This is a genomic window from Comamonas sp. wu1-DMT (genome assembly GCF_040187805.1).
GTDB classification, from domain to species: Bacteria; Pseudomonadota; Gammaproteobacteria; order Burkholderiales; family Burkholderiaceae_C; genus Comamonas; species Comamonas thiooxydans.
This window is the reverse complement of sequence record NZ_JBANEM010000010.1, coordinates 40,953-53,803: the sequence shown is the minus strand read 5'-3', so window position 1 is coordinate 53,803 and position 12,851 is coordinate 40,953. Positions and strand designations below refer to the sequence as shown.

The following is a 12,851-nucleotide window of genomic DNA, read 5'->3' as shown; positions in this document are numbered from 1 at the left end:
ATGTCGAATACCAACCAGAACGCGATGCCCGAGTCTTCGCTGACCTTGCCCGGCATGCTGGCTGACGTGGTCAGCCGCTTTGCCGGTCGCGCGGCGATTGTCGAAAACGGCAAATCCATCAGCTATGCCCAGCTGCAGCAGCTGAGCCGCCTGGCCGCACGTGCCTTGATGAGTCTGGGCGTGCAGGCTGGCGATCGTGTGGCTCTGTGGGCACCGAATCTCAGCGAGTGGATCGTTGCCGCCTGCGGTGTGCATGCTGCGGGCGGCGTGCTGGTGCCCTTGAACACCCGCATGAAGGGCGCCGAGGCTGCCGATATTCTCGAGCGCAGCCGTGCCAGGGTGCTGGTGTGCGTGGGCGACTTTCTGAACAACTACTACCCGGATCTGCTGAACGGCCTGCGTCCTGTCACATTGCAGCAGGTGGTGGTACTCGGTGACAAGGTGCTGCCCAGCGCGGATATGAACTGGGCGCAGTTCATGGCCAGGGCCGATGACACGACTGCCGAAGCCCAGCAGCAGCGTGAAGCCCGGATCAAGCCTGACGATACGGCCGATCTGATGTTCACTTCCGGCACCACGGGACGCCCCAAGGGAGTGATGTGCGCGCACCGCCCGACGATCCTGGCTTTCAAGGCCTGGTCGGATGTGGTGGGTTTGACCGAAGGCAGCCGATACCTGATCGTCAATCCGTTCTTTCATACCTTTGGCTACAAGGCCGGCTGGGTGGCAGCCTTGCTGCAGGGCTCTACCGTCTATCCCGAGCAGGTATTTGATGCGCAAGCGATCTTGCATCGCATCGAGAGCGACCGTATCAGCTTTCTGCCCGGGCCGCCCACTCTGTTTCTGTCCATGCTGGCGCATCCGGGGCTCAAGAATTTCGATCTGAGTTCGCTGAAGTCCTCCGTGACCGGTGCTTCCACGGTACCTCCCATTCTCATCAAGCGCATGCGCGAGGAGCTGGGCATCGTGAATGTCACCACGGCCTACGGCCTGACGGAGTGCGGTGGCTGTGCCACGCTCTGCGAGCCCTCCGACAATGTGGAAACCGTGGCCAATACCTGTGGCAAGGCCCTGCCGGGGACCGAGGTGCGCTGTGTGGATGAGCAAGGGCAGCCTGTTGCCCCAGGTGAAGCGGGGGAGGTGCTGCTGCGCGGCTACCACATCATGCAGGGCTACTTCGAGGATGAGAAGGCCACGGCAGAAACCATTGATGCCGATGGCTGGTTGCATACAGGCGATGTGGGAGTGCTTGACGAGCGCGGCTATCTGCGTATTACCGACCGCCTCAAGGATATGTTCATCGTGGGCGGCTTCAACTGCTACCCAGCAGAAATCGAGCGCATGCTGTCCAACCACCCCGATGTGGCACAGGTTGCCGTGGTCGGGGTGGCCGACGAGCGCATGGGCGAGGTAGGCTGTGCCTGCGTGGTGACACGCAACGGCGTGACACTGGACCAGGAGGCCTTCATCGCCTGGTGCCGCGCCAATATGGCCAACTACAAGGTACCGCGCTTTGTCCTCCAGCTCGATGGCCTGCCCGTCAACGCATCCAACAAGGTGCAAAAGCGCGATCTGCTGCAGATCGTCAAGGTCAGGCTTGAGTCTGTACCTCAGCCTGCCTGAACAGGGCTATCTGAAAAAGCCATACGGTTTCGAAACCGGCTCAAAATCGTGGCTATAATTCAAGTCTGCTCTGTAAGGCGAACAGCTTTGCAGAAATGCGGGAATAGCTCAGTTGGTAGAGCGATACCTTGCCAAGGTATAGGTCGACGGTTCGAACCCGTTTTCCCGCTCCAGATTTTGAAAAGGGAAGCAAAAGCTTCCCTTTTTTATTGCTTTGGTCGCATGGCTGATGCAATACTTCTCGCTGGCGCCCTGCGCCGGTTGTGAAGTGGGCCCCGATGGTGAAATTGGTAGACACTGCAGACTTAAAATCTGCCGCTTTTAACGAAGCGTACCGGTTCGATTCCGGTTCGGGGCACCAGAATTGAAAAGCCTGCTATATCTTTTGTAGCGGGCTTTTTTATTTGTGACTTGAGTAGCCGTTGCTGCCCGCAGTCTTGCTGAAGGTGGGAAAATTCAGTCACTGCGATGCCGTAGGGCTGTGGGCGTCAAGGCTTGGCCAAGGCGCTTGGAAAAGTCCTGGCTTCGATGCAATATGGCTTGCAGTTCTGTCATGCTGACGAGGCCTGCACTCCCAGAGAAAAAAGATGTCTAGTTACAACGCTGCTTTTGAAATTCATGTCCACGGACAGGTTCTGCTCCGTGCTGATGTTACGTATGAGCAGCTGCAAGATGCATTGCGTCCCTTGTGGGCCTATGCTGGTGCGCGCTCATTGACCGACGGCGAGGGAAGTCTCTATGAAGAAGAGCCTGGCATTCAGTTCGACGCCAAGGAGCATCTGTTGCAGATGTGCTGGACCGTGCGTGGTGACGATGATTTTCGTCAGTCCCTGGACGATATGTGCATGGGCCTGAACGAGCTGGCCGAGCAGGGCTCGCCCATCGAGGTGACCTTCTACGACACCGAGTTCGACGAGGAAGAGGCTCCTGCCGAGGCCCAGAGTCGCGATGACTTCCTGATGCTGTTTGTCGGTCCCAATCCCGCAGCCATCATGCAGGTGCAGCGCGATCTGCTGGTGCAGGATGTCATCAACATGATGGAGCGTCACTTTGACGGTGCAGAGCTCGGCGGAGTGGTGCAGGAGATCGACAAGCTGTTCTCGCAGCGCTTCGAAGCCCTGGTCAGCTCGCTGGAGCTGGGCAAGCCGCCGCGTGGTGGATCGGGGGGCTCGGCCTCCGGTCATGGCGGCAATCGCCGCCCGCGCCATCTGCATTGATTCCTTCGATCATCCGCTGTCAAAGCCCTCTGTGCTGCAGTCCCGAGACTGTGGCGGAGGGCTTGTCTTTTGTCATGAAGCCCATTCCTACACCCAAGTATTCAGGAGCCGTGACCCAGCAGTTGCGCAAGGACAGGGCTGCGCGCGCCAGCATGGGCGAAGAAGGGGTGAATGCATCCATGCCTCTGGCATTGCCCTATCTCTCGGGCTACGCGCCATCGCTGCAGAATCAGGTGCGCGACTGGCTGCTCGCGGGCAGGGCCGCTGACTGGCTGCTGCGCAAATATCCGCAGGCCCACGCGGTTCGCACGGACAGGGCGCTCTATGACTATGTCGATGCGCTCAAGGCGCAATATCTGCGCAATGCAGGGCAGTTGCACAAGGTGGCCTACGACAGCAAGATTCATGTGGTGCGCAATGCCCTGGGTCTGCATACGCGGCGTGCGATTGCGCATGGCGGCAGGCTCAATGCGCGGCACGAGATTCATGTGGCGGCCATGTTCAAGCAGGCGCCAGATGCCTTTTTGCGCATGATTTGCGTGCATGAGCTCGCGCATATCCGCATCATGGATCACGACAAGGCTTTTTATCAGTTATGCACGCATATGGAGCCTGATTACCATCAGTTGGAGTTCGATGTGCGTTTTTATCTCAGTTATCTGGATCAGGGCGGCGAGCTGCTCTGGAGCTGATGGCGCAGATCAGGCGGGGGTGGGCACTGCGCTGGGCGAGCACACGTTGACGGCCAGGCTGCAGCCTTCGGGTAGCTCCAGCCAACGCTGGGCTGCGGCTTGCATGGCCGTCAGGCGCCCGGTCGTCATGAGCTGAATCTGATCGGCCTGGGCCAGCTGCAGCGATCCATCGGTCTCGGCTCCCAGCAGATTGCGCTGCTCCAGCATGCGCCGGGTCTGGCGTGCCACGGGGGCACCCGTGTCCAGGAGCTGAATATCGGGCCCCAGCAGGGCACGCAAATCATCCTTGACGAACACATAGTGGGTGCAGCCCAGCACCAGCGTATCCATCTGTCCTGTCTTAAGGCCGAAACTCCCTAAAGCGCTTGTGTACTTTGCGCACAGCGCTCTGATTTCCGTGGCGCTTGCATCCTCGGGCAATGCCTGCTCCGTGCTTTGCTCGATCGCCCTGGCCAGGCCGTCGCAGGCTTGGAGGTGAAACTCGGCGCGTTGCCCATGCTCCGACACCAGGCGTGCCACACGCTGGCTGGAGATGGTGCCCCGGGTGGCCATCACTCCCACATGATGGGTCTGGCTGGAAAAAGAGGCAGGTTTGATAGCCGGTTCCACGCCAATGACGGGCAGTTGCGGCAGGCGTTCGCGCAACAGTTCCACGGCCGCAGCGGTGGCAGTATTGCAGGCAATCACGAGAATCTTGATGTCGTGCTGCTCCAGCAGGTATTTCGCAATGGCTAGGCTGCGCTCCTGCACGAACGCATCGCCGCGTGCATCGCCATAGGGTGCATTGCCGCTGTCGGCCAGATAGACAAACTGCTCGTGCGGCAGCTCATGGCGCAGTGCCTGCAGCACGCTGAGGCCGCCCACACCGCTATCAAAAATACCGATGGGGGAGTGAGGAGTGGGCATGGTGCAAGAGGTAGGTGGAGGCGATGGTGCGGCCGTCAGTATGCGCCGCTTTGGGTGCCGGCGGCGCCTCCAGGGCTATGGTTTATCAGGGATTCGGGCTGTCCTGGTCTGCAGGCAAGCCGCAGACCGGGCAGAAATTATCACCATGACCGACTTTATGCCCGGCCGGGCAGTGGCGGATCTTGAGCATGGCAGGCAGGTTCCAGCTCGAGAAGAAGATGCAAAACGCCATGCCGTAGAAGATCATCCAGTGGCCCGAGAACACGCGCAAGCCGTGCTGCTGCTCGGCCATGCCTCCCGCAATGCCGAGAAAAAAGTTGGCAAAAGCGTAAATGAAGACCGCATAGGCAGTGTTGCGCATCCAGGAGGGGCAGCCTGCGAGCACCTTCTTCCAGGAAAACTGCAGGCGATTGCCGTTGTTGATGCGCTGAGCAATCAGTGCCGCAGGCATCCAGACGGCAAAAATCCCGATGGTCATGGCGCTTGTGAATGTCTCCAGGACATCTTGAGGTAAGTGTGTTTCAAGTACATCGATCTGCCCTGCAAATGCTGCCAAATGTGTGATTGCACTGAGTGCAAAGCCCATTCCGGAAATCAGCATCAGTGGTGGCAGAAGAATTTGCATGGCGGCTTGAGAAGAAAAAAGGAGCTGAAAGCGCTTATTTACTGATGGTTTCAGCATTAAATAAGATGTTTTTCTATTGTGGCACAGCGGTCAGTGCTCATCTTTTTTGCTGTGAGGCCGCCAGACGAATGCTGTCCACAAGCCTGCCAAAGTAGCTTTTGCGCATGGACAGCGAAGCGGGCAATGGGGCAGATGGCAGGCTGTCGTAGCCATCTTCATCAATGCAGAATTCGAAAAACAGGTAGTCAACTTCGGGTAGCTTGAGCTGATGGCGGCAGGCGTGGCGGCCCGAGCCCCGTTTTTTTTTCGGCCATGGTCTGCATGCTGATATTGCTTCCCAGGATCGCCGTGTAGGCCATGGGCAGGGTGGCTGCCAGGTTGAGCCAGAGCATGAAAGCCATGAAAGCGGTGCATAGCAAGGCCATCAGCCAGCGCTTGATGGGGCCGTAGCTGAGCCAGGGGCCTGCGGGTTGCCAAAGTCCCAGCCTATGGAGTCGTCGCAACCAGATGCCGGCTGCTGCGGTAAATGCCAGCGCCAGATACAGCGCGATCAGTTGCCAATGCGCATCGGGTATGAAGCTGCGCCAGAAAATGGGGGCGAGTGCGCCCATCATCACCGCCATGAAAGCGACGATCAGCCATTTCTGTGGATTGGAGGTTTCAGGTTTCCAGAGCCAGTTCATGCTTGTTGCATCTGTTGGGGTGCTGTCGGTAGTTTGATTCAAAGAGTTTTTCGCATACGCGCGTTGCTCAGGGCAATGCCACGTACGACAGGGGTTTGACGGCGCTGTAGCTCAAAGCCGAAATGTGCGAAGAAAGCCTGGGCATTGAGACTGACATCGGCGGTCAGCTCAGGCAGGCCGTTTTGCCGTGCTGCTAGTTCGATATGTGCAAGCAGCAATCGGCCCACGCCTTGGCGCGCGTATTGCGGAGCTACAAAAAAGTGGTCGATATAGCCATTGGTCTGCAGATCGGCATAACCCATGGGTAAGTCATTGGCGCAGACGGCGACAAAAGGCTTGAGTGCCTGGATGCGCTGGCGCCACTCCATCCAGTCGGGATGTTGGGGCGCCCAGGCGTCAAGCTGCGCCTGGCTGTAGTGATTCACTGCCAGCTGATGAACAGCACCGTGAAACACCTGCCATAGCGCGATTTCATCTCCGGGACGATAGCTGCGTACATGCATGGGTTGGCAGATTGATTGAGTTTGGCAAAAATGTTTTGCAGCAGCAGAGGTATGACATCGGTGCAGCGCGCAAGGGCGGCTGTGGAAGCATTTCTTTATCTGCATGCAACCCGCTGTTTTGATGAATTTTCTGTCATCAATTAAGGATGAACGGTGGTCTAAAGTCTGTGAAATGCTCAGGTTTTTATAGCGGAAAAAATAACGTCAACCTCTAGAATGATCCGCCCATGCCCTTGATATACCTCATCCTCCTACCTTTTGCAGGCAGCCTTCTGGCTGCTTTATTGCCGGCGAATGCGCGCAATACTGAATCAACACTCGCGGGTGTCATTGCGCTGATATGCGCAATTCAGGTAGGGATGCTGTTCCCGGAAATGGCCGATGGAGCGGTGCTCAGGCAGGAGATTTCCTGGCTGCCGGCGCTGGGGCTGAATCTGGTGATCCGCATGGACGGGTTCGCCTGGCTGTTCTCCATGCTGGTCTTCGGCATTGGTGCGCTGGTGGTGCTTTACGCGCGCTACTACATGTCGCCCACTGATCCTGTACCGCGCTTTTTCTCGTTTTTTCTGGCCTTCATGGGGGCCATGGCGGGGGTGGTGCTCTCGGGAAACATCATTCAACTGGTATTTTTCTGGGAACTGACCAGTCTTTTTTCGTTCCTGCTGATCGGCTACTGGTATCACCGCAAGGATGCGCGCCGAGGTGCACGCATGGCTTTGACGGTCACGGGAACGGGCGGGCTGGCCATGCTGGTGGGCATGCTGGTACTGGGTCATATCGTAGGCAGCTATGACCTCGACAACGTGCTGGCGGCAGGGCAGCAGATTCGCGATAGTCACCTCTATCTGTTGGCATTGGTGCTGATTTTGCTTGGTGCACTAACGAAAAGTGCCCAATTTCCATTTCAGTTCTGGCTGCCAAACGCCATGGCGGCTCCCACGCCCGTGTCGGCCTATCTGCACTCGGCCACCATGGTCAAGGCCGGCGTGTTTCTGCTGGCACGGCTGTGGCCGGTGCTGGCAGACACCGATGCATGGTTCTGGCTGGTTGGTGGAGCCGGCGCCATGACGCTGCTGATTGGCGGTTATTGCGCGATGTTCCAGCATGATCTCAAGGGTTTGCTGGCTTATTCAACGATCTCGCATCTGGGGCTGATTACCTTGCTGCTGGGCCTGAACAGCAAGCTGGCTGCCGTGGCGGCAGTGTTTCACATCATGAACCATGCGACCTTCAAGGCTTCGCTGTTCATGGCGGCGGGCATTGTGGACCATGAAAGCGGCACGCGTGACATCCGGCGCCTGTCGGGTCTGCGCTTCATGATGCCGATCACGGCCACGCTGGCCTGTGTGGCCAGTGCCGCCATGGCCGGTGTGCCCTTGCTCAACGGCTTCATCTCCAAGGAGATGTTCTTTGCCGAGACCGTCTATCTGGATGCAGCACCCTGGGTCAAGACTGTGCTGCCCGTGGTTGCGACCGTGGCGGGCATGTTCAGCGTGGCCTATTCGCTGCGCTTTACGTTCGATGTCTTTTTTGGGCCCCAGGCAAACGATCTCCCTCACGAGCCGCACGAGCCGCCGCACTGGATGCGTGTACCGGTGGAGCTGCTCGTGCTGGCTTGCCTGATCGTCGGCATTTTCCCGGCCTGGGCGGTGGGCGGTTTTCTGGCTGTCGCTGCAACTCCAGTCGTAGGAGGTGACTTGCCGCAGTACAGCCTGGCCATCTGGCATGGCTGGAATATGCCGCTCATCATGAGTCTGGTGGCGCTGGCCGGTGGTATCTTGCTCTACACCATGCTGCGCTGGCAGCGCACGGTCGGACACTTTGATACGACGCCCGTGCTGGGCCGTGTCAGCGGTCGCAGGATTTTTGAGAATCTGCTGGCTCGCATCACCTGGCTGGGCCGGGCGGGGCGCCGCAATCTGTCCACGCGCCGCCTGCAGTGGCAGATGCTGTGGCTGGTCTGCGTTGCTCTTGTGGCGGCAGCATTGCCAATGTGGCTATGGGGCATGAAGCTGGGCAATCGCGGCACTTTGCCCGTGTCTTCGGCTTTTGTCCTGCTCTGGGCAATTGGCTGCCTGTGTGCGCTGGGCACGGCCTGGAAAGCCAAGTACCACCGGATGACCGCATTGATCATGCTCGGCGGCACGGGCCTGTGCACGGTGCTGACCTTCCTCTGGTTCTCGGCCCCCGATCTGGCTCTGACTCAACTGGTGGTGGAAGTCGCCACCACGGTGCTGATCCTGCTGGGGCTGCGCTGGCTGCCCAAGCGGGACAAGAATATGCGCACGGCCGATAACGCCGATGCCAGGGCCAAGGCACGCCGCCTGCGCGATCTGGTGCTGTCGCTGATTGCCGGCGGCGGCATGGCCTGGCTGGCATTTGCCATGATGAGCCGGCCTTTCTATGAAAGCACCTCCACCTTCTTCCTCGAAAACGCGCTGGGCGGCGGTGGCGGCACCAATGTGGTCAATGTGATGCTGGTGGACTTCCGCGGCTTCGACACCTTTGGCGAAATCGTGGTGCTGGGCATTGTGGCCATCGTCATCTATGCGCTGCTGCGCCGCTTCCGTCCGGCACGCGAGGCCATGGACATCCCGGAGCAGCAGCGTTATGTGCCTGGCGATTTGCAGACCGACCTGCTCAACCCGCGCAATGCCAGCGATACAGCCGTGGGCTACCTGATGGTGCCAGCCGTGCTGGTGCGACTGCTGCTGCCGTTTGCGACGCTGGTGGCGGCCTATATCTTTGTGCGCGGCCATAACCAGCCCGGCGGCGGGTTTGTGGCGGGGCTGGTGTTTTCGGTCGCCTTGCTGATGCAATACATCATCTCGGGCACGCACTGGGTGGAGGCGCATCTGCCGCTGTATCCGCGTCGCTGGATTGCCGCGGGCCTGCTTTTTGCACTGGGCACGGGCCTGGGGTCGGTGGCCGTTGGCTACCCCTTCCTGACCAGCCACAGCTTTAACTTTTCGCTGCCATTGGTGGGGCATGTGCATCTCGCCAGCGCCACCTTCTTCGATATTGGCGTGTTTGCGCTGGTGGTGGGCTCCACCATGCTGATCCTGACGGCGATAGCCCACCAATCGGTGCGCGGACACCGCTTTCATGCGCGCTTGCTGGAAGAGCAGGAACAAGAGGCCAAGAAGGCCGAGGCCGAGGTGCAGGCAGCCACAGCTGCAGCACTGGCAAGGGGAGGTATGTAATGGAAATCGTTCTGGCCATTGCCATCGGTGTGCTCACCGGCTCGGGCGTCTGGCTGCTGCTGCGCCCGCGTAGCTACCAGGTCATCATGGGGCTGGCGCTGCTGTCCTATGCCGTCAATCTGTTCATCTTCTCCATGGGGCGTCAGGGCCTGTCGATCAACAAGGTGCCGGTGCTGCAAAACGGTGTGCCGACCGATTTGTCGCACTATGCAGACCCCATGCCTCAGGCCCTGGTGCTGACCGCCATCGTCATCGGCTTTGCCATGACGGCGCTGTTCCTGGTCGTGCTGCTGGCATCGCGCGGCGCTTCTGGAAACGACCATGTGGATGGCGTGCACTCGCGTACCGAACAGGAAATGCTATGACCGGGTGGATTGAGCATCTGATGCCGCACCTGATGCTGGCTCCCATCATGCTGCCCATGCTGACGGCAGCGCTGATGCTGTTCTTGCGTGAAGAGCGTCAGCGCCTGAAGCTGGGCATGAACATCCTGTCCACCACGATCAGTCTGGTGATCGTGGTCATGCTGCTGGGCTGGACCAACCAGGCGGGCTCTGCCGTCACCATGTCGGTCTATATGCCCGGCAACTGGCCGGCGCCCTTCGGCATCGCGCTGGCGCTGGACAGGCTGACTGCCCTGATGCTGCTGGTCACCTATGTGGTGGCACTGGCTGCGCTGGTGTTTTCCGCTGCGCGCTGGCACAAGGCCGGGGTGCACTTCCACCCCTTGTTCCAGCTGCAGCTGATGGGGCTCAGCGGTGCCTTCATCACGGCCGATCTGTTCAATCTGTTTGTGTTCTTCGAGATCATGCTGGCAGCCTCTTACGGTTTGCTGCTGCATGGTTCCGGCAGCACGCGGATTCAGGCCGGTCTTCACTATATCGCCATCAATCTGGCCGCGTCTTCGCTGTTCCTGATCGGCGTGTCCATGCTCTACGGCATTACCGGAACGCTCAATATGGCCGATCTGGCCCGCGCCATTCCGCAAGTGCAGGACGCCGACCGCGGCCTGCTGCATGCGGCTGCAGGCGTGCTGGGAACGGCATTTTTGATCAAGGCAGCGCTGTGGCCGCTGAATTTCTGGCTGGTGCCTGGCTACAGTGCGGCGACTGCGCCGGTGGGCGCCTTGTTTGCGCTCATGACCAAGGTGGGGGTCTATGTCATCTTGCGCCTGTGGACCTTGCTGTTCAGCTCGGAAGCCGGGGCATCTGCCCTGTTTGGCAGTACCTGGCTGATCGTGGGCGGCATGCTGACCATGGCCTTTGGTGCGATAGGCATGTTGGGCTCGCAACGGCTGACCCATCTGGCGGGCTTCGCTGCCATTCTTTCGTCCGGCACCCTGCTGGCCGCAACGGGCTTTGGCCAGAATCTGCTGACAGCCGGCCTGCTGTATTACCTGCCGGGCTCCACGCTGGCCGTGGCGGCCCTGTTCCTGATCGCCGATGTGGTGGACCGCTGGCGCGTGGATGATGACGCGGGCGAGCCCTATGAGGACGATGAAGCGCCATTCCTCAATGCAGAGCTGTTGCCCACCGAAGGCTTCAATCTCGACGATGATGAAGAGCTCATGATCGGCCGGGCCTTCCCGGCAGCGGCGGCTTTTCTGGGTCTGAGCTTCATGGTCTGCACCTTGCTGATCTCGGGACTGCCGCCTCTGTCCGGCTTTCTCGGCAAGTTCGCCATGCTGACCAGTCTGCTCAACCCGCTGGGCATGGGGACATCCAGTGGTGTGAAGGCCGGTCCGCTGGGCTGGAGCATGGTGGCCCTGCTCATCATCACCGGTCTGATGGCGTTGGTGGCACTCACGCGCGCCGGCATCCGACATTTCTGGGCCAATCCGGAGCAGAGCGCGCCATCACTCAAGGTGGCGGAAGGCCTGCCCATCGTTGCACTGCTGCTGTGCTGTGTGGTGTTGACGGTCAAGGCCGATGATGTGATGCGCTATACCCAGCGAGCGGCCAATGCACTGCATTCGCCCGATGTCTATGTGCGTACCGTCCTGGGTCTTGCTCCGGTACCTGCGCCCAAGGAGAAGAAGGCTCAGGAGGCTGCGGGTCCCGAAGCGGCGGCACGTGCTGCAGCACTGGAAATGCAGGCAGAGCCCGTCCCCGGTATCGGCGATGAAAGCGAAGCTGCACAGGAGGCCGCTACCCAGACCGCAGCCTCGGCTCAGAAAGAGGAGGGCCGCCCATGAAGAACATCATGAAATCCATCTTCCCGGCACCGCTGCTGTCGGTAGCTCTGCTGGTGCTGTGGCTGTTGCTCAACCGCTCGGTCAGTGCCGGCCAGATCTTGCTGGGCCTGATCCTGGGCCTGCTGATCCCCGTGCTGCTGCGCGGCCTGCGCCCCTTGCCGGTGCGGGTCAGCCACCCGCTGAGCATTCTCAAGCTGGCATTCCGTGTGGTCTGCGACACCTCGGTCTCCAATTTCAATGTGGTGCGTTTTCTGCTGCTGCCGCGCATGCGCAAGCACCCGGCGGCCTTTGTCCATATTCCGCTCGAGCTGCGCGATCCCAACGGGCTGGCAGTACTGGCCATGATCGTCTGCCTGACGCCGGGCACGTCCTGGGCCGAAATTTCGCGTGACCGCTCCATGCTGCTGCTGCATGCGCTGGAGGTGGAGGATGCCAAGCAGCTGGCCGACTTTGTGAAGTCCCGCTACGAGAGCCTGCTGATGGAGATTTTTGAATGAATCCCTGGTTTTATTGGGTGCTGATGGCATCTCTGGTCATGCTGCTGGCGGCCATGGGCTGCTCGGTGCTGCGCCTGCTCAAGGGGCCGCATGCGCAAGATCGCGTGCTGGCGCTGGACTGCATGTATCTCAACGGCATGCTGGCCATGCTGGTCATGGGCATTCTGTATGACAGCACCAACTATTTCGAGGCGGCCTTGCTGGTGGCTCTGTTCGGCTGCGTCGGCTCCACGGCCATGGCCAAGTTCCTGTTGCGCGGCGAGGTGATCGAATGAGTACCGAGGTCATTGGCGTGGATCTGCCGCTGTGGGCCCAGATTCTGGTGGCGGCCCTGGTCTTCGGTGGTTCGCTGATTGCTCTCATGGGCTCCGTAGGACTGCTGCGGCTCAAAAGCTATTTCGAGCGCGTGCATGCGCCCTCCATCATCGCCACCATGGGCTGCTGGCTCATCATGCATGCCACCTGGATCTACTTTTCCGTCAGCGGCCAGGGCTTTGTCATGCACTCGGTGCTGATTGCCATCTTCATTGCCGTGACCGTGCCCATCACCACCATCTTCCTCATGCGCGCAGCGCTGTTTCGCTCGCGCCGGGCAGGAGAGAGCGTACCGCCCACGCTCAGCAACCTGGTGCGCAACGAACCCCTGGACGAAGAAGAGGCCGCCGAGGCCGACGAAAAGCCGGTGGCGAACAAAGTCTGAAATCCTTG

13 protein-coding genes and 2 tRNA genes are annotated in these 12,851 nt (G+C 59.8%); 11 read left to right on the top strand and 4 right to left on the bottom strand.

Annotated features, from left to right (window positions below):
- The 5 genes from V8Z78_RS15235 to V8Z78_RS15215 all read left to right on the top strand — a co-directional run bounded on the left by V8Z78_RS15235 (position 1) and on the right by V8Z78_RS15215 (position 3,532).
- A complete protein-coding gene (locus tag V8Z78_RS15235; RefSeq protein WP_057091852.1) occupies positions 1–1,623 on the top strand; it encodes a FadD3 family acyl-CoA ligase in 1,623 nt (540 codons plus the stop codon).
- A 97-nt stretch (positions 1,624–1,720) separates the two neighbouring features.
- Positions 1,721–1,796, top strand: a tRNA-Gly gene (locus V8Z78_RS15230).
- 99 nt (positions 1,797–1,895) lie between these two features.
- Positions 1,896–1,984 (top strand) — tRNA-Leu (locus tag V8Z78_RS15225).
- 226 nt (positions 1,985–2,210) lie between these two features.
- Entirely contained in the window at positions 2,211–2,840 is a 630-nt protein-coding gene (locus tag V8Z78_RS15220; protein ID WP_003061017.1) for a DUF6806 family protein, read from the top strand.
- Positions 2,841–2,914: 74 nt separating this feature from the next.
- Complete coding sequence (locus V8Z78_RS15215; RefSeq protein ID WP_034407375.1) at positions 2,915–3,532, top strand: M48 metallopeptidase family protein; 618 nt, start codon at positions 2,915–2,917, stop codon at positions 3,530–3,532.
- A gap of 9 nt (positions 3,533–3,541) precedes the next feature.
- Here V8Z78_RS15215 and murI read toward each other — a convergent pair whose 3' ends face one another.
- The 4 genes from murI to V8Z78_RS15195 all read right to left on the bottom strand — a co-directional run bounded on the left by murI (position 3,542) and on the right by V8Z78_RS15195 (position 6,249).
- On the bottom strand, positions 3,542–4,438 hold the full coding sequence (gene murI, locus V8Z78_RS15210) for a glutamate racemase (RefSeq protein WP_012837546.1): 897 nt from the start codon (positions 4,436–4,438) through the stop codon (positions 3,542–3,544).
- Between the two features lie 85 nt (positions 4,439–4,523).
- Positions 4,524–5,120, bottom strand: a complete 597-nt coding sequence (locus V8Z78_RS15205; RefSeq protein ID WP_223305666.1) for a hypothetical protein — start codon at positions 5,118–5,120, stop codon at positions 4,524–4,526.
- A gap of 188 nt (positions 5,121–5,308) precedes the next feature.
- Positions 5,309–5,746 carry a hypothetical protein gene (locus V8Z78_RS15200; RefSeq protein ID WP_349731628.1) on the bottom strand — a complete coding sequence of 146 codons (438 nt, stop codon included), beginning with the start codon at positions 5,744–5,746 and terminating at the stop codon, positions 5,309–5,311.
- Positions 5,747–5,784: 38 nt separating this feature from the next.
- On the bottom strand, positions 5,785–6,249 hold the full coding sequence (locus tag V8Z78_RS15195) for a GNAT family N-acetyltransferase (protein ID WP_046461379.1): 465 nt from the start codon (positions 6,247–6,249) through the stop codon (positions 5,785–5,787).
- A 227-nt stretch (positions 6,250–6,476) separates the two neighbouring features.
- On the opposite strand from V8Z78_RS15195, the gene V8Z78_RS15190 reads away from it, so the two are divergent.
- From V8Z78_RS15190 to mnhG, 6 genes are read left to right on the top strand one after another with little or no spacing between them, the layout of a single operon-like run.
- A complete protein-coding gene (locus V8Z78_RS15190) occupies positions 6,477–9,452 on the top strand; it encodes a monovalent cation/H+ antiporter subunit A (RefSeq protein WP_349731627.1) in 2,976 nt (991 codons plus the stop codon).
- Entirely contained in the window at positions 9,452–9,817 is a 366-nt protein-coding gene (locus V8Z78_RS15185; RefSeq protein ID WP_003061035.1) for a Na+/H+ antiporter subunit C, read from the top strand. The genes V8Z78_RS15190 and V8Z78_RS15185 overlap by 1 nt, the downstream gene beginning before the upstream one ends.
- Positions 9,814–11,646 (top strand): monovalent cation/H+ antiporter subunit D, encoded by a 1,833-nt coding sequence (locus V8Z78_RS15180; protein ID WP_039049282.1) that lies wholly within the window; start codon positions 9,814–9,816, stop codon positions 11,644–11,646. The genes V8Z78_RS15185 and V8Z78_RS15180 overlap by 4 nt, the downstream gene beginning before the upstream one ends.
- Positions 11,643–12,143: a Na+/H+ antiporter subunit E gene (locus tag V8Z78_RS15175; RefSeq protein ID WP_003061039.1), complete on the top strand. Its 501-nt coding sequence runs from the start codon at positions 11,643–11,645 to the stop codon at positions 12,141–12,143. The genes V8Z78_RS15180 and V8Z78_RS15175 overlap by 4 nt, the downstream gene beginning before the upstream one ends.
- Positions 12,140–12,418 carry a K+/H+ antiporter subunit F gene (locus V8Z78_RS15170; protein WP_003057255.1) on the top strand — a complete coding sequence of 93 codons (279 nt, stop codon included), beginning with the start codon at positions 12,140–12,142 and terminating at the stop codon, positions 12,416–12,418. The genes V8Z78_RS15175 and V8Z78_RS15170 overlap by 4 nt, the downstream gene beginning before the upstream one ends.
- Positions 12,415–12,843 carry a monovalent cation/H(+) antiporter subunit G gene (mnhG, locus tag V8Z78_RS15165; RefSeq protein WP_012837551.1) on the top strand — a complete coding sequence of 143 codons (429 nt, stop codon included), beginning with the start codon at positions 12,415–12,417 and terminating at the stop codon, positions 12,841–12,843. Before V8Z78_RS15170 ends, mnhG begins: the two co-directional genes overlap by 4 nt.
- The last annotated feature ends 8 nt before the right edge of the window (positions 12,844–12,851 follow it).